The organism is Ruegeria sp. BJ5 (assembly GCF_056537865.1).
This window is the reverse complement of sequence record NZ_JBQFSH010000002.1, coordinates 444,759-458,641: the sequence shown is the minus strand read 5'-3', so window position 1 is coordinate 458,641 and position 13,883 is coordinate 444,759. Positions and strand designations below refer to the sequence as shown.

The following is a 13,883-nucleotide window of genomic DNA, read 5'->3' as shown; positions in this document are numbered from 1 at the left end:
GTTAATGCTTATTTTGAAAGATATGATTTGAACAGGGGTGCCGGACATGTGCAAATCGGTCTCAGCAAATGACGGAGACCAACATGCCACACCCTCTTGTTTCCCCGGAGATGATCGAAACCTATCGCAATGACGGGGTTGTTCTGGTCAAGGGCCTGTTCGCCGATCACGTTGATGCCTTGCGGGAAGGGGTGGCACGCAACATGGCTGATCCCGGGCCATATGCGTCGGAAAACAAGAAAGAAGGCGAAACCGGCCGTTTCTTTGACGACTACTGCAACTGGTCTCGCATCCCCGAGTTTCGGCAGGTCATTCAAGCCTCGCCGGTTGCCGAGGTCGCTGCCGACCTGATGGAGTCCCGTTCGGTCCAGATGTTCCACGAGCACGTTCTGGTAAAGGAGCCCGGCACCTCGATGGCCACGCCGTGGCATCAGGATGGGCCCTATTACTTTGTGGAAGGGCGTCAGACGATAAGCTTCTGGTCGCCGCTCGACCCGGTGACGCAGGCAACTCTGCGGTGCGTGGCCGGGTCGCACCTGTGGGAAAAGGAAGTGTTGCCGACGCGCTGGGTTTCGGAAGAGGATTTCTTTCCTGACGAGGGCCAGTACATCGCGGTGCCAGACCCCGAGGCCGAAGGGATGCGGATCGTTGAGTTCGACATGGAACCCGGCGATGCGGTCGCCTTCAACTTCCGAACCCTGCACGGTGCCCGAGGAAACCAGTCGGACAGCCGGCGCCGCGCCTTCTCGCTGCGGCTGGTCGGGGATGACGCCCGGTATGTCGAGCGTCCGGGCCGGACGTCGCCGCCGTTTCCGGGGCATGAAATGCGGGCTGGGCAACGACTGCGCGAGGACTGGTTCCCGATTCTGCTCAATCGCTGAGCCGTTCCGGCCCGCTCAGAACCACTGGCCAGGTTCCATCAGGCCAAGGTCCAGCAACTGGTGCGAATTCCATTGGAAAGGAACCGAGGAGGGGCAGCGGAAACTGGGAATATCAAAGGTCGATCCCGCGTTGCTTTTCAGAGCTTTGGCGGCACGGAACGAACAGATGGCGGCCGTCAGGTTGTGATGCCAGGGGCAGGCATAGGTGTTGTACTCGGGCTCACTAAAGGTGTGATCGGGTTGGAGGGTCAGGCCCTTGCAGCTTTTGAACAGCGCGATCCGATCGATCCGGCGCCGTTCGTACGGGATGTGATCCTCGAACCGCCAACGCAGGCCACCGGACATGTCCAGCTGACGCTCCAGCGGTTGTCCCGACCGGTCGTGCCGGGAATGAGCGTAGTATCCAGTGCTGTCCAGCATCGCATGATCCGGGGCCACGCCGTTGGGATAGGCCGACAGGTCGTCGGCGTAGATGTCGATCACGTGGCAGAGCATCGCGTCGCGCCGCTCCTCGGCGTGAAAGGCCAGCATCTCTCCGACCGTGCGCGTTTCGCAAAACGGAAAGAACAGGTATTCCGAGTTGTAGCAGTAGTACAGCCAGATGTTTGGCTCCGCCTGAATGACGCGATTTATGGTGTCGAACACCAAATTTCTGGGCGAACAGCGCATCGTGACCCGGTGCACCCGGTCCAAGATTTCAGGCAGGATCGAAAACTGGGCCGGTGCAAATACGATCACGGATTTGAACCCCAAGTCCAAGTGATGGCGCAGGGTCCCATCAAGCTCGACATCGTCTTCGGCAAAAACCAATGCGACCGGCCCCTTGGTCAACGCTGCCCGGCCCGATTTCAGAAAGTGGTCGAGGGATTCGTATTTCATTGCCCGCTTGTAGCCTGCCTTGCTGGAAATACCCGTCAAATTCGGGTAATTGCGCCAGCATTGCAAGCGGCGTTCGATGCGTATAGACGACGCCGATCCAGCGAACGCAAAAGGCCCAGCCCATGTCCGAACCGAAAAAGCTGTATATCAAGACCTATGGCTGTCAGATGAACGTCTATGACAGCGAACGCATGTCCGAGGCGTTGGGCGGGCAGGGCTATGTGGAAACGCAGTCGCCCGAAGATGCGGACATGATCCTGCTGAACACCTGCCACATCCGCGAAAAGGCGGCCGAGAAGGTGTATTCCGAACTGGGCCGGTTCAAGGGGTTGAAGGCCGAAAAGCCCGATCTGAAGATCGGCGTGGCCGGTTGTGTGGCGCAGGCCGAGGGCGAAGAGATCATGCGTCGGCAGCCGCTGGTCGATCTGGTCGTCGGCCCGCAAAGCTACCACCGCCTGCCCGAGTTGGAGGCCAAGGCGCGTGCGGGCGAAAAGGCGTTGGATACCGATTTCCCCGAAGAGGACAAGTTCGAGAAACTCAAGAACCGTCCCAAGGCCAAACGCGGCCCGACGGCGTTTCTGACCGTGCAGGAAGGTTGTGACAAGTTCTGTGCCTTCTGCGTCGTGCCCTATACTCGCGGGGCCGAGGTCAGCCGCCCCGCCGACCGCATCCTGCGCGAGGCGCAGGACCTGGTCGAGCGCGGCGTGCGTGAGATCACGCTACTGGGCCAGAACGTCAACGCCTATCACGGGGCCGGTCCCGATGGCGACATGACTTTGTCCGGGCTGATCTGGGAATTGAACAAGATCGACGGGCTGGAGCGCATCCGGTTCACCACCTCGCATCCCAACGACATGACCGACGACCTGATCGAGGCGCACGGCACCTGCGAAAAACTGATGCCCTATCTGCACCTGCCGGTGCAGTCGGGGTCGGACAAGATCCTCAAGCGGATGAACCGCAGCCACACGGCCGAAAGCTATCTGCGTCTGATCGAGCGGATCCGCGAAGCGCGCCCCGATATCCTGATGTCGGGCGATTTCATCGTGGGCTTCCCCGAAGAAACCGAAGAGGATTTCCAGGCCACGTTGGATCTGGTCGAGCAGGTCCGCTATGGCTATGCGTATTCGTTCAAGTATTCGACCCGGCCGGGCACGCCTGCGGCCGAGCGTCCGCAGGTCGATCCGCAGGAGGCGGACGACCGTCTGCAACGCTTGCAGGCCCTGATCACGCGGCACCAGCGCGAGATCCAGGATGCGATGGTTGGTCGGACAGTCCAGGTTCTGTTTGAGAAACCCGGGCGTCTGGCCGGACAGATGGTGGGCAAGTCCGAGTATCTGCATGCTGTCCACGTTTCCGGAGCCGATCTTTCGGCGGGAGATCTTCGCAACGTCCGGATCACGGCCTCGGGCGCCAATTCACTGGCCGGCGAGGTGCTGTGACAAGGCCGCGTTTCACCGCTCAAGCAGCACTCGTGGCGTTTGTTTCCAAAATTTACCCTTGATTTATCGCTTGGAACTATGGTCGGAGAATAGCCAGAATTCTCGGGGCCGTGTTTCAGGTGGCCTTCGGGCTTTACATCGGCGGGGCTTCGGGTCGCCCGGGCACCGCAATGGAGGGTACGAGTGACACGTCAGGCAGGTATTCGACAAACAGGGGTGGGCCGTGTTCTGGCCGGCCTATTGCTGGCCGCAAGCGCAGGTATTCCCACTCATGCGGGGGATTTGGACGGCGCCGTTTCCGATCCGGTCGTGTTGGGGCCGGAGCGTTACTCCAAAGACGTCAGCGCCTTCTATCTGGGGTTCAGCGCCGGGTATGGATCAGGCGGAACAGACCAGTTCGGGCTGGCTACCAATGCGGGCACCTTTCCCATCGGCAAACTTGACCTGAGTGGTGCCTACGGCGGGATACGGGGCGGTTGGCGCGGTGTGCTGCCTGCGCGTGGTGGGCGCGATTACGTCTACGGGTTTGAGATCGGGTACGATTTCGCTTCGCTGGATGACAGTGTCACGACACAGATAGGCACCACGACCGTTCAGGGAGGTTCCGAGATATCGGATGTGCTGTCGCTGCGGTTCAAGAACGGACTGACCAACCCCAGCGGTTCGGTTCTGTATTTCGTTACCGTCGGGTTCGTTCAGGGTGAAATCGAAACGACCAACAGCCTGTCCAGCGGCGGCACCACTCAGTCTTTCGCAAGCGATGACCGACGCAACGGATTCGTGGCCAGCATCGGGGCCGAGCATCAGTTGAACGACAATTGGTCCGTCACCGGCGAATTCGAATATGTGCAGTTCCAGTCGAAGGTCGTCGATTTTGGCTCGGGCTTCTCGACCAAGTCCACGCCCAGCTACCAGGGGATTCGCGTCGGGTTGAACTACAAGTTCTGATCCCGCCGGCGGATTCCGGCCTGAGATTTCACCACGCCAGGCCATGAATTCCCTTCCGCCTGACCGATTTGCGATCAGTTGCTCAGATTTTTGATTCTGTGGCTTGCGCCGACCGACTCTTGTTGTCTACGCTTGGGGTGACAACGCCAAGACAGGAGAACGGATTGGCCATCGGTGCCCTTACCCCACCGCAAGATGAAATGCCCGCGAACGAGGCGTTTGTTGAATTCCCTGACAACCGATTGTTGATTGATCTTTGCGGCGAATACGACCGCAACCTGGCCGAGATCGAGCGGAAACTTTCCGTTCAGATCGTGCGCCGCGGCAACCAACTTGTCGTCATGGGCGAAGACGAGCTTCAGAAGCAGGCGATCGAGGTTTTGCAGGCCCTTTACACCCGTCTGGAAGGCGGGCGCGACGTCGAAGCTGCCGACGTTGATCGCGAATTGCGGATGGGCAATTCCGAAGCCGGAACCGGCTCGCGTGATGGCGACCAGCTTGAAATGTTCAAGGGCGGAACTGTCGAAATCAAGACCCGAAAAAAGCTGGTTGAACCCCGTACTGACGCGCAAAAGGCTTATGTGCAGTCGCTGTTCAACAACGAACTCGCCTTTGGCATCGGCCCGGCGGGAACGGGCAAGACCTACCTTGCCGTGGCTGTGGGTGTGTCGATGTTCATCGGCGGGCATGTGGATCGAATCATCCTCAGCCGCCCAGCCGTTGAAGCCGGCGAAAAGCTGGGTTACCTGCCCGGTGACATGAAGGACAAGGTCGATCCGTATATGCAGCCGCTATACGACGCGTTGAATGACTTTCTGCCTGGCAAGCAACTGGCCAAGCTGATTGAGGAAAAGCGGATCGAAATCGCCCCGCTGGCGTTCATGCGCGGGCGGACTCTGGCCAATGCCTTCGTTGTATTGGACGAGGCCCAGAACGCCACGACGATGCAGATGAAGATGTTCCTGACGCGCTTGGGCGAGGGTAGCCGGATGGTGATCACCGGCGACCGGTCGCAGGTGGATCTGCCGCGTGGCGTGGCTTCAGGGCTTGCGGATGCCGAGCGGTTGCTGAAGACGATCCCGAATATCAGCTTCAACTACTTCACATCCAAGGACGTGGTGCGCCATCCGCTTGTCGCAGCGATCATCGAGGCGTATGAGGCCGACTCGGGCCGGGAAACGGGTTGAACCGTCGGACCTGGGCAAATCGGCCTCGGAGCGTCACGAGATGAACTTGGAGATCACGATCGAAGACCCGCGTTGGCAGGGTCTTGAGCCATTGGCGCGCAAGGCCGTGGCCGCGACGCTGGCGCATTGCGGTGTGGATGCCGATTTGTGCGAAGTCAGCGTGCTGGGTTGCGACGACAACCGGATTGCCGAGTTGAATGCTGAATTTCGTGAAAAGCCTTCGCCGACGAATGTGCTGAGCTGGCCAGCTGAGGACCTTGCTGCGGATCAGCCCGGCGGCACACCGCTTGTGCCCCAGCCGGATTTCACGGGTGACATCGCGCTTGGTGACATCGCGATTTCGTATGACACTTGTTGGCGCGAGGCTCAGGAGGCCGGGAAATCCATGGATGACCACGTGACCCATTTGCTGGTTCACGGAGTGTTGCATTTGCTGGGGTATGATCACATTCGTGACCTTGACGCCACTTTGATGGAACGTGCCGAGGTCGAGATACTTGGCAAAATGGGTATTGATGACCCATATAATGGGTAATGTGGGCCTTGGTGCCCGATCTATTGGAACAGGAAAATGGGCGATATTGACGGCAGTTCTGGAGCGGCGCAGAGCGCGCACTCGCAGAGCAGCGATGAAACCAAAGAGAAAAGCGGGCTTTTCTCTCGTATTCTTGATGCTTTTTCTTCCGCCGAGGATGACGCCGAAGTCGTCGTGAACGGGAATGAGGTTGTGACCCCTCAGCCACGCGGCATGATCAATCTGCGGCGCATGCGGGTCGAGGATGTGGCAATCCCTTCCGCTGATATCGTGTCTGTGCCTTCGACCATCACCAAAGAGGAACTGGCCCAGGTCTTCCGGGATAGCGGTCTGTCGCGAGTACCGGTCTATGAGGGTACGCTGGACACGCCGCTGGGCTTTGTCCACCTCAAGGATTTTGCGCTGACGCATGGGTTCAACGGTGGGTCGGCGGAATTTGATCTGATCTCGATGCTCCGCCCGCTGCTGTTCGTCCCACCCTCAATGCCGATCGGTGTTTTGCTGACCAAGATGCAGACCGAGCGCCGCCACATGGCGTTGGTGATCGATGAATATGGCGGCGTCGACGGGCTTGTCACGATCGAAGATCTGATCGAACAGGTCGTCGGAGAAATCGCCGATGAGCATGACGCCGACGAAAATCAGCTGTGGGTGCAAGAAAAGCCCGGGTGCTATATCGTTCAGGCCAAGGCCCCACTTGAAGAATTCGAGGCCGAAATCGGCCGGTCGCTGACCAGTCACGAGGACGTGGACGAGGAAGAGATCGAGACCTTGGGCGGGCTGGTCTTCATGCTGTCGGGGCGGGTTCCAGCTCGCGGTGAGGTGGTTTTGCACCCCGAAGGCCCCGAATTTGAGATTATCGACGCGGATCCGCGGCGCATCAAGCGCCTGCGGGTGATGCTGCCGGATATGGCTGCATGAATCCTGCCTTGCGGTGGCCGCATTGGCTGCACGTGGTACTGGCCGCGATGTTCGGAGCGCTGGCGGCCTTTGGCTTGTCGCCGTTTGGCTATTGGACAATCACCTGCATTGCGCTTGCATCCGTCGCGCCGTTGTTTCTGGCCAGTTCCACGCGCGCTCGCGCGGCGTGGGTGGGCTGGGCTTTCGCAACCGGTTACTTCGCCAATGCCCTGAGCTGGATCATCGAGCCCTTTCAGATCGACGCTGAGCGTTATGCTTGGATGGCCCCTTTTGCGCTGGTGTTCATGGCTGCTGGCTTGGCCCTGTTCTGGGCGTTTGCTTTCTGGTTCGCGCGCGGAACCCGAGAGGTGGGGCCGCGGCAGGCCATCGTTCTGGCCCTGATCCTGTCGCTGGTTGAAATGGCGCGCGGCTATGTTCTGACCGGATTTCCATGGGCGGGAATGGCGCAGATTTGGGTGGACGCCCCGGCCGGGCAACTCCTTGCTTGGGTTGGTCCTTATGGGCTGGGGGCCGCGACCTTTTTGCTGGCCCTGCCCTTGGGCGCTGCTGTCGCCGATCCTCGCAATGGTTCGGCGTTACTTTGGCCCGTCGTGGCAGTTGTCATCTTTGCCGGTTTGGCGCTGGTTCAAGTCAGCAACCGCCCAGAGGTTGCAGAGACCGGTCACATCGTTCGTCTGGTCCAACCCAACGCGCCGCAAGAGCAGAAATGGGACCCGTCTTTTGCCCCGCTGTTTTTTGCTCGACAGATTGAATTCACTGCCGCCGATCCGCGTCCGGACTTGATCGTATGGCCCGAGACGTCGGTTCCGGCTTGGCTGGGCAGTGCGGGTCCCTATCTGGAAGCGATTGCCGAGGCCGCTCGGGGAACGCCCGTCATCCTCGGTATCCAACGCGGAGACGGGCCGCGCATCTACAACTCGATGATCTACCTCGACGAGCAGGGGCGCCAGACCGGCCTGTACGACAAGCATCATTTGGTGCCCTTTGGCGAGTATGTCCCCTTTGGCGATCTGATGGGCAAGTTCGGAATACACGGTATGGCCGCGACCACCGGAAGTGGCTTCAGCGCCGGTCCCGGAGCGGCGATGCTGAACGCCGGCAAGCTGGGTCTGGCGCTGCCGCTGATCTGCTACGAGGCGATCTTTCCGCAGGATGTCTCGGCCGCACCGCAGCGTCCGGATTTCCTTCTGCAGATAACCAATGATGCCTGGTTCGGGACACGTACAGGACCATTCCAGCATCTGGCGCAGGCAAGGATGCGGGCCATCGAACAAGGTCTGCCGCTGGCGCGGTCGGCAAATACCGGTGTTTCGGCGATGGTCGATCCTTATGGCAACGTAGTCGCGTCCCTGCCTTTGGGACAGGCGGGTTTCGTGGATGCTCATCTTCCGGCGCCATTGCCGCCAACACTGTATGCGCGAACCGGCGACGGGCTGACGCTTGGGCTATTGTTGATGCTTCTGCTGCTGTTTCGGCGCAACGTTCGGTTTGGCAGGGCATAATTACCGATTGACCCTCTGTTTCTTCGGGCGTATCCCGTCGAATGCCTGTCACAACGGCTTCCTGGCGTGACGGGGAAATCTTAATGGAGCGCTTTCATGTCCCGACAGAACTACATTTTCACTTCGGAATCCGTTTCCGAAGGGCATCCCGACAAGGTGTGCGACCGAATTTCAGATGCGGTCCTGGATGCCTTTCTGAATGAAGAGCCCGAAGCGCGCGTCGCGTGCGAAACCTTTGCCACCACTGATCGGGTGGTCATCGGCGGCGAGGTCGGTCTGTCGGATCAGGAAAAGCTGCACGACTACATGGGCAAGATCGAAGAGATCGCCCGCGCTTGCATCAAGGACATCGGTTACGAGCAGGACAAGTTCCACCACGAAACGGTCGAGGTGACGAACCTGCTGCACGAGCAGTCGGCGCACATCGCCCAAGGGGTCGATGCGTCTGCTGACAAGGATGAAGGCGCCGGTGACCAGGGCATCATGTTTGGATATGCCACCACCGAAACCCCGGCCCTGATGCCGGCTCCGATCCAATACGCGCACGCCATCCTGCGCCGTCTGGCGGAAGTGCGCAAGAACGGGTCTGAACCCGCTCTGGGTCCCGATGCCAAATCGCAGTTGTCGGTGATCTACCGTGACGGGCGGCCAGTCGGTGTCAGTTCGGTCGTGCTGTCCACCCAGCATCTGGATGAGGCGCTGACCTCGGACGATATTCGCCAGATCGTCGAGCCCTACATCCGCGAGTCTCTGCCCGATGGCTGGCTGAGCGACCAGACGGAATGGCATGTGAACCCAACCGGCAAGTTCGTCATCGGCGGACCTGACGGGGATGCTGGCCTGACCGGGCGCAAGATCATCGTCGATACATATGGCGGCGCGGCTCCGCACGGCGGCGGGGCGTTCTCGGGCAAGGACCCGACCAAGGTCGACCGGTCGGCGGCCTATGCCGCGCGGTATCTGGCCAAGAACGTCGTGGCCGCCGGCATGGCCGAGCGTTGCACGATCCAGCTGAGCTATGCGATTGGCGTTTCCAAGCCGTTGTCGATCTACGCCGACACCCATGGCACAGGACAGGTTGCCGACGCCGAGATCGAGAAGGCGGTCGGACAGGTGATGGACCTGACCCCGCGCGGCATCCGCGAACACCTGCAACTGAACAAGCCGATCTACCAGCGCACCGCGGCCTATGGGCATTTCGGTCGGGAACCGGGTGCGGACGGCGGCTTCAGTTGGGAGCGGACCGATCTGGTTGAGGCCTTGAAAAAGGCTGTCTGAGCCGGCATCGGGAACCAAACACGGCAAGGCGCGTCCGATTTGGCGGGCCTTTTCCGTTTCGAAGGTCGCCTCTCCGACACAGCCCGACCCTTGCAACGCCAACGCCGCCGCAGTAAGGGCACCGGCATGAACACCCAGTCACCCGAACGCCCCCGCAGAAACTTCTATGGCCGCTTCAAGGGCAAGACCCTGAAGCCCAGCCAAAAGACCTATCTGTCCGAGGACCTGGCCGCCCTGTCGCCCGGCGCGGTGGATTGGGACAGCAACCCCGACCGCACCCCGATCGACCTGAACGCGCTGTTCGACGGCAAGCCGGTATGGCTCGAGGTCGGGTTCGGCGGCGGCGAGCATCTGGTGCATCAGGCGCAGCAGAACCCCGATATCGGTATCATCGGCGCCGAGCCGTTCATCAACGGCGTGGCCATGCTATTGGGCAAGATCCGCCGGGCCGAAGTGACCAACCTGGCGGTGCATCCCGGCGATGTGCGCGACCTGTTCGACGTGCTGCCCGATGCCAGCATCTCGCGCGCGTTTCTGCTCTATCCCGATCCGTGGCCCAAAAAGCGGCACCACCGCCGCCGCTTCGTGACGCCCGAGCACCTGGAACCCTTGGCACGTGTGTTGAAACCCGGCGCGATTTTCCGCGTGGCGACCGACATCCCGGACTACGTCCGCCAGACGCTCGAGGAGGTACCCGGCGCCGGTTTCGAATGGCTGGCCGAGGGGCCCGAAGATTGGCGCAAGCCGTGGGATGACTGGATTTCCACCCGCTACGAGCAGAAGGCCCTGCGTGAAGGCCGCACGCCGCACTACCTGACCTTCCGCCGCAACGGGTGATTGCGGCTGGACGCTGCGGCGCCAATTCGCTAATCGGCAGGGGCACTGATAGCGCAAAAGGAGCCCTCATGTCCGGACACGGCACGCCCATCCCGATGACCTCGCATCCCTGCGGCCCGCTGACCGGCACGGCCGAAGTGCCGGGTGACAAGTCGATTTCGCACCGCTCTCTGATCCTTGGGGCGATGGCCGTGGGCGAGACCCGGATCTCGGGCCTGCTGGAAGGCGAAGACGTTCTGGACACCGCCAAGGCGATGCGCGCCTTCGGGGCCGAGGTGATCTCGCACGGGAATGGCGAATGGACGGTGCATGGCGTCGGCGTGGGCGGTTTTGCCGAGCCGGATCATGTGATCGACTGCGGCAACTCGGGCACGGGCGTGCGCCTGATCATGGGCGCGATGGCGACCAGCCCGATCAGCGCGACCTTCACCGGCGACGCCAGCCTGAACAAACGCCCGATGGCGCGGGTGACCGATCCGTTGGCCCTGTTCGGGGCACAGGCCGTGGGCCGTTCGGGCGGGCGTCTGCCCATGACCATCGTCGGCGCGGCCGATCCGGTGCCGGTCTGGTACGAAGTGCCTGTGCCTTCGGCCCAGGTGAAATCTGCCGTTCTGCTGGCCGGCCTGAACGCGCCCGGCAAGACCGTGGTGATCGAGAAGGAAGCCACCCGTGACCATTCCGAACGAATGCTGGCCGGGTTCGGCGCCGAAATCACCGTCGAGGACACCGACGAAGGCCGGGTCATCACATTGACCGGCCGGCCTGAGTTGAAACCGCAGGTGATCGCCGTGCCGCGCGATCCCTCCAGCGCGGCCTTCCCGGTCTGCGCGGCGCTGATCACGCCGGGATCGGACGTTTTGGTGCCGGGCATCGGCCTGAACCCCACGCGCGCCGGCCTGTTCACCACGCTGCGTGAGATGGGTGCCGATCTGACCTATGAGAACATGCGCGAGGAAGGCGGCGAGCCGGTCGCCGACCTGCGCGCGCGTTACTCGCCCGACATGAAGGGCATCGACGTCCCGCCCGAACGCGCGGCTTCGATGATCGACGAATATCCGGTGCTGTCGGTGGTTGCGGCCAACGCCACCGGTAAGACGATGATGGGCGGCGTCAAGGAACTGCGCGTCAAGGAAAGCGACCGCATCGACGCCATGGCGCGTGGCTTGCGGGCCAACGGCGTCACGGTTGACGAGGGCGATGACTGGTGGTCGGTCGACGGGCTGGGCATCGGCGGCGTTCCCGGCGGCGGCACCTGCGAAAGCTTTCTGGACCATCGCATCGCCATGTCGTTCATGGTGATGGGCATGGGCGCGCAACAGGCGGTCTCGGTCGATGACGGCAGCCCCATCGCGACCTCGTTCCCGATCTTCGAGCCGTTGATGAAGGGCCTGGGTGCCAAGGTCGAGCGCACATGAGCTTTACCGTCGCCATCGACGGCCCGGCCGCTGCGGGCAAGGGCACGATCTCCAAGGCCGTGGCTGCGCATTTCGGTCTGGCGCATCTGGATACGGGGCTTCTCTATCGCGCGGTCGGCCGACGCACGTTGGACGGCACCGACCCGGTCGAGGCGGCGCGGTCCCTCACGGCCGAGGAGTTGGAGCAGGGCGACCTGCGCACCGCCGAAATCGCGCAGGCGGCGTCGAAAGTGGCGGTGATCCCCGAGGTGCGCGCAGCTCTGGTCGATTTCCAGCGCAGCTTTGCCCGGCGGGCCGGCGGCGCGGTGCTGGACGGGCGGGACATCGGCACGGTGATCTGCCCCGAGGCCGAGGTGAAGCTGTTCGTCACCGCCAGCCCCGAAGTGCGCGCCGAGCGACGCTATCTGGAACTGGCAGACAAAAGCGCGGATGTAACCCGCGCGCAGGTTCTGGCCGATGTCCGCGAGCGCGACGCGCGGGACGCCGAGCGCAACACGGCCCCGATGAAACCGGCCTACGATGCCGTAATTCTGGACACTTCGGACCTGAGCATCGAGGCCGCGCTGGAAAAGGCGGTCGCGGTTATTCAAGGAAAGCTGCCCGCGGCAAGGTGAGACCGCGGACAGCGCTTGGCGACAGTCCGATTACAGTTCGCCGACCGCAATCGACTTGATATTCGCCCACTGGTCATCCGCAGTCTTGGCGGTGCCGGACACGTCTTCGAGGAACTTGGCGCGAGTTGCCGCGTTCAGAAACAGGAACAGCTTGCCATCGGCCAGCAGGTACTGATCCGGATCGCCATCGAACTTCTTGCCCACGGAAACACCATACGAGCAGAAGCCGCCGTGCTGCGGCAGGTATGCTTCGGGGTTGGCCTCGAAAGCTTCGCGGTTCTCGGCCGAGGTGAAGTAGTATGACGCGCCGTCATAGGTGGCCGAATGCGTGGCGAACCCTTCGACCGGGTTGCCGTCGGTGACCAGCGCAACCAGATCGACCCCGTGAGCAGCCAGCGGCGCACCGCCGGCCGAGATCCCGTTCGAAACATTGATCTCATCCGCCGCAAAAGCCGGTGCGGCGATCATCGGCAGGACGGCGACAAGGGCGCTGAGTACAACAGATTTCATTGTGTGTTCCTTTCGTGTTCAGTTGTGGCCGGCACGCGCGCCGACCCGTGTTGAACAGATAAATGCGGGCGTGCGGACGCGTAATCGCAGGGCGAACGGAAAACCTTGCAGATCGTTCGCACTTGCCGGGAGTCTGCCAAACCGGCTCACCAAGCTGTGTTTGGCCAGTTGATCAGTCCCCGCTTAGGCTGAACGCGTCTATGGTTGAGAGAACGGATGATCCGATTTGCCCTGATTTGGATTTTGTTGGCCGGCCATGCGTTGGCACAGGAAGCCGAGCCACCGATGACCTACGAGAGACTGGGCAAGATCATCTTTGCCCTCGACCCCGATGCCGAGCCGCAGGGTCCGGGCTTTACCATGACGATTTCGGATGTTCCGGTGCTGGTTGTTAGTGATGTGCATGCCGACCGGATGCGGGCAATGGTTGCGATCAGCGGCACCTCAGAGCTTTCGGCCGAAGACTTGCAGCGCATGATGCAGGCCAATTTCGACAGTACGCTGGACGCGCGCTATGCGATCGCCAATGGTACCTTGTGGGCCGTGTTCATCCACCCGCTGTCACGGCTGAACAAGGATCAACTGATCTCGGGCCTGGCGCAGACCGTCAATATCGCCCTGACCTATGGCACTCTCTATTCCGGGGGTGCGGCCGAGTTCGGCGGTGGCGACAGCCATGACCTGCAACGCGAACTGATCGACGATCTTCTGAAGAAAGGCGAGGACATCTGAGGCTGCCTCGGAAGGCTCAACCGTCATCGCTGTCCGTTCAGTGCAAGGGAAGCAGGTCGTGACCATACGTTGCTTTGGCAAAGGCGCCCGTTTGGGCCTACTTGATGCCGCCATTGGCCCTAGCTGGATGCCTGAAAGCTGCTATAGTTTCCCTCAGCGATAAGGGGAGGTCGCCACCGAGGCCCGGAAAAACGGGCAGGCG

General features: G+C 61.5%; 14 protein-coding genes and 1 riboswitch. Of the genes, 12 read left to right on the top strand and 2 right to left on the bottom strand.

Features of this window, described 5'->3' with window-relative positions:
• The first annotated feature begins 83 nt into the window (after positions 1 to 83).
• The gene (locus ACR0NY_RS09770; RefSeq protein WP_170367891.1) at positions 84 to 881 is read left to right on the top strand and encodes a phytanoyl-CoA dioxygenase family protein; all 798 of its coding nucleotides are present in this window, start codon (positions 84 to 86) and stop codon (positions 879 to 881) included.
• Between the two features lie 15 nt (positions 882 to 896).
• Here the strand turns inward: ACR0NY_RS09770 and ACR0NY_RS09765 are convergent, their stop codons facing one another.
• Complete coding sequence (locus ACR0NY_RS09765; RefSeq protein WP_170367893.1) at positions 897 to 1,760, bottom strand: hypothetical protein; 864 nt, start codon at positions 1,758 to 1,760, stop codon at positions 897 to 899.
• A gap of 122 nt (positions 1,761 to 1,882) precedes the next feature.
• Here ACR0NY_RS09765 and miaB point away from each other — a divergent pair, with 122 nt between their 5' ends.
• From miaB to ACR0NY_RS09715, 10 genes are all read left to right on the top strand, one after another.
• On the top strand, positions 1,883 to 3,202 hold the full coding sequence (gene miaB, locus ACR0NY_RS09760; RefSeq protein ID WP_170367895.1) for a tRNA (N6-isopentenyl adenosine(37)-C2)-methylthiotransferase MiaB: 1,320 nt from the start codon (positions 1,883 to 1,885) through the stop codon (positions 3,200 to 3,202).
• Between the two features lie 183 nt (positions 3,203 to 3,385).
• Entirely contained in the window at positions 3,386 to 4,150 is a 765-nt protein-coding gene (locus tag ACR0NY_RS09755; protein WP_170340437.1) for an outer membrane beta-barrel protein, read from the top strand.
• Between the two features lie 164 nt (positions 4,151 to 4,314).
• Complete coding sequence (locus ACR0NY_RS09750) at positions 4,315 to 5,337, top strand: PhoH family protein (RefSeq protein ID WP_093964591.1); 1,023 nt, start codon at positions 4,315 to 4,317, stop codon at positions 5,335 to 5,337.
• A 40-nt stretch (positions 5,338 to 5,377) separates the two neighbouring features.
• On the top strand, positions 5,378 to 5,872 hold the full coding sequence (gene ybeY, locus ACR0NY_RS09745; protein ID WP_170339884.1) for an rRNA maturation RNase YbeY: 495 nt from the start codon (positions 5,378 to 5,380) through the stop codon (positions 5,870 to 5,872).
• Positions 5,873 to 5,908: 36 nt separating this feature from the next.
• Positions 5,909 to 6,793 carry a hemolysin family protein gene (locus ACR0NY_RS09740; protein WP_093964592.1) on the top strand — a complete coding sequence of 295 codons (885 nt, stop codon included), beginning with the start codon at positions 5,909 to 5,911 and terminating at the stop codon, positions 6,791 to 6,793.
• On the top strand, positions 6,790 to 8,295 hold the full coding sequence (gene lnt / locus ACR0NY_RS09735; RefSeq protein WP_170367897.1) for an apolipoprotein N-acyltransferase: 1,506 nt from the start codon (positions 6,790 to 6,792) through the stop codon (positions 8,293 to 8,295). The genes ACR0NY_RS09740 and lnt overlap by 4 nt, the downstream gene beginning before the upstream one ends.
• A gap of 42 nt (positions 8,296 to 8,337) precedes the next feature.
• A riboswitch (SAM-SAH riboswitch) is annotated at positions 8,338 to 8,386 on the top strand.
• Positions 8,387 to 8,391: 5 nt separating this feature from the next.
• A complete protein-coding gene (gene metK / locus ACR0NY_RS09730; RefSeq protein ID WP_093964594.1) occupies positions 8,392 to 9,573 on the top strand; it encodes a methionine adenosyltransferase in 1,182 nt (393 codons plus the stop codon).
• A 126-nt stretch (positions 9,574 to 9,699) separates the two neighbouring features.
• Positions 9,700 to 10,410: a tRNA (guanosine(46)-N7)-methyltransferase TrmB gene (trmB, locus tag ACR0NY_RS09725; protein WP_170367899.1), complete on the top strand. Its 711-nt coding sequence runs from the start codon at positions 9,700 to 9,702 to the stop codon at positions 10,408 to 10,410.
• Positions 10,411 to 10,478: 68 nt separating this feature from the next.
• Entirely contained in the window at positions 10,479 to 11,825 is a 1,347-nt protein-coding gene (gene aroA, locus ACR0NY_RS09720) for a 3-phosphoshikimate 1-carboxyvinyltransferase (protein ID WP_170339889.1), read from the top strand.
• Entirely contained in the window at positions 11,822 to 12,439 is a 618-nt protein-coding gene (locus ACR0NY_RS09715) for a (d)CMP kinase (RefSeq protein ID WP_170339891.1), read from the top strand. The genes aroA and ACR0NY_RS09715 overlap by 4 nt, the downstream gene beginning before the upstream one ends.
• Positions 12,440 to 12,469: 30 nt before the next feature.
• On the opposite strand, the gene ACR0NY_RS09710 is transcribed toward ACR0NY_RS09715, so the two are convergent.
• The gene (locus tag ACR0NY_RS09710; protein ID WP_170339893.1) at positions 12,470 to 12,949 is read right to left on the bottom strand and encodes a YHS domain-containing (seleno)protein; all 480 of its coding nucleotides are present in this window, start codon (positions 12,947 to 12,949) and stop codon (positions 12,470 to 12,472) included.
• A gap of 216 nt (positions 12,950 to 13,165) precedes the next feature.
• Here ACR0NY_RS09710 and ACR0NY_RS09705 point away from each other — a divergent pair, with 216 nt between their 5' ends.
• The gene (locus tag ACR0NY_RS09705; RefSeq protein ID WP_170367901.1) at positions 13,166 to 13,681 is read left to right on the top strand and encodes a hypothetical protein; all 516 of its coding nucleotides are present in this window, start codon (positions 13,166 to 13,168) and stop codon (positions 13,679 to 13,681) included.
• Positions 13,682 to 13,883: the final 202 nt, after the last annotated feature.

What these genes read in the sequence shown, in the direction of transcription:
- ACR0NY_RS09770 (WP_170367891.1), top strand. Translation starts at nt 84, where the DNA reads ATGCCACACCCTCTTGTTTCCCCGGAGATGATCGAAACCTATCGCAAT.
- ACR0NY_RS09765 (WP_170367893.1), bottom strand. Translation starts at nt 1,760, where the DNA reads ATGAAATACGAATCCCTCGACCACTTTCTGAAATCGGGCCGGGCAGCG.
- miaB (WP_170367895.1), top strand. Translation starts at nt 1,883, where the DNA reads ATGTCCGAACCGAAAAAGCTGTATATCAAGACCTATGGCTGTCAGATG.
- ybeY (WP_170339884.1), top strand. Translation starts at nt 5,378, where the DNA reads ATGAACTTGGAGATCACGATCGAAGACCCGCGTTGGCAGGGTCTTGAG.
- ACR0NY_RS09740 (WP_093964592.1), top strand. Translation starts at nt 5,909, where the DNA reads ATGGGCGATATTGACGGCAGTTCTGGAGCGGCGCAGAGCGCGCACTCG.
- lnt (WP_170367897.1), top strand. Translation starts at nt 6,790, where the DNA reads ATGAATCCTGCCTTGCGGTGGCCGCATTGGCTGCACGTGGTACTGGCC.
- metK (WP_093964594.1), top strand. Translation starts at nt 8,392, where the DNA reads ATGTCCCGACAGAACTACATTTTCACTTCGGAATCCGTTTCCGAAGGG.
- trmB (WP_170367899.1), top strand. Translation starts at nt 9,700, where the DNA reads ATGAACACCCAGTCACCCGAACGCCCCCGCAGAAACTTCTATGGCCGC.
- aroA (WP_170339889.1), top strand. Translation starts at nt 10,479, where the DNA reads ATGTCCGGACACGGCACGCCCATCCCGATGACCTCGCATCCCTGCGGC.
- ACR0NY_RS09715 (WP_170339891.1), top strand. Translation starts at nt 11,822, where the DNA reads ATGAGCTTTACCGTCGCCATCGACGGCCCGGCCGCTGCGGGCAAGGGC.
- ACR0NY_RS09710 (WP_170339893.1), bottom strand. Translation starts at nt 12,949, where the DNA reads ATGAAATCTGTTGTACTCAGCGCCCTTGTCGCCGTCCTGCCGATGATC.
- ACR0NY_RS09705 (WP_170367901.1), top strand. Translation starts at nt 13,166, where the DNA reads ATGATCCGATTTGCCCTGATTTGGATTTTGTTGGCCGGCCATGCGTTG.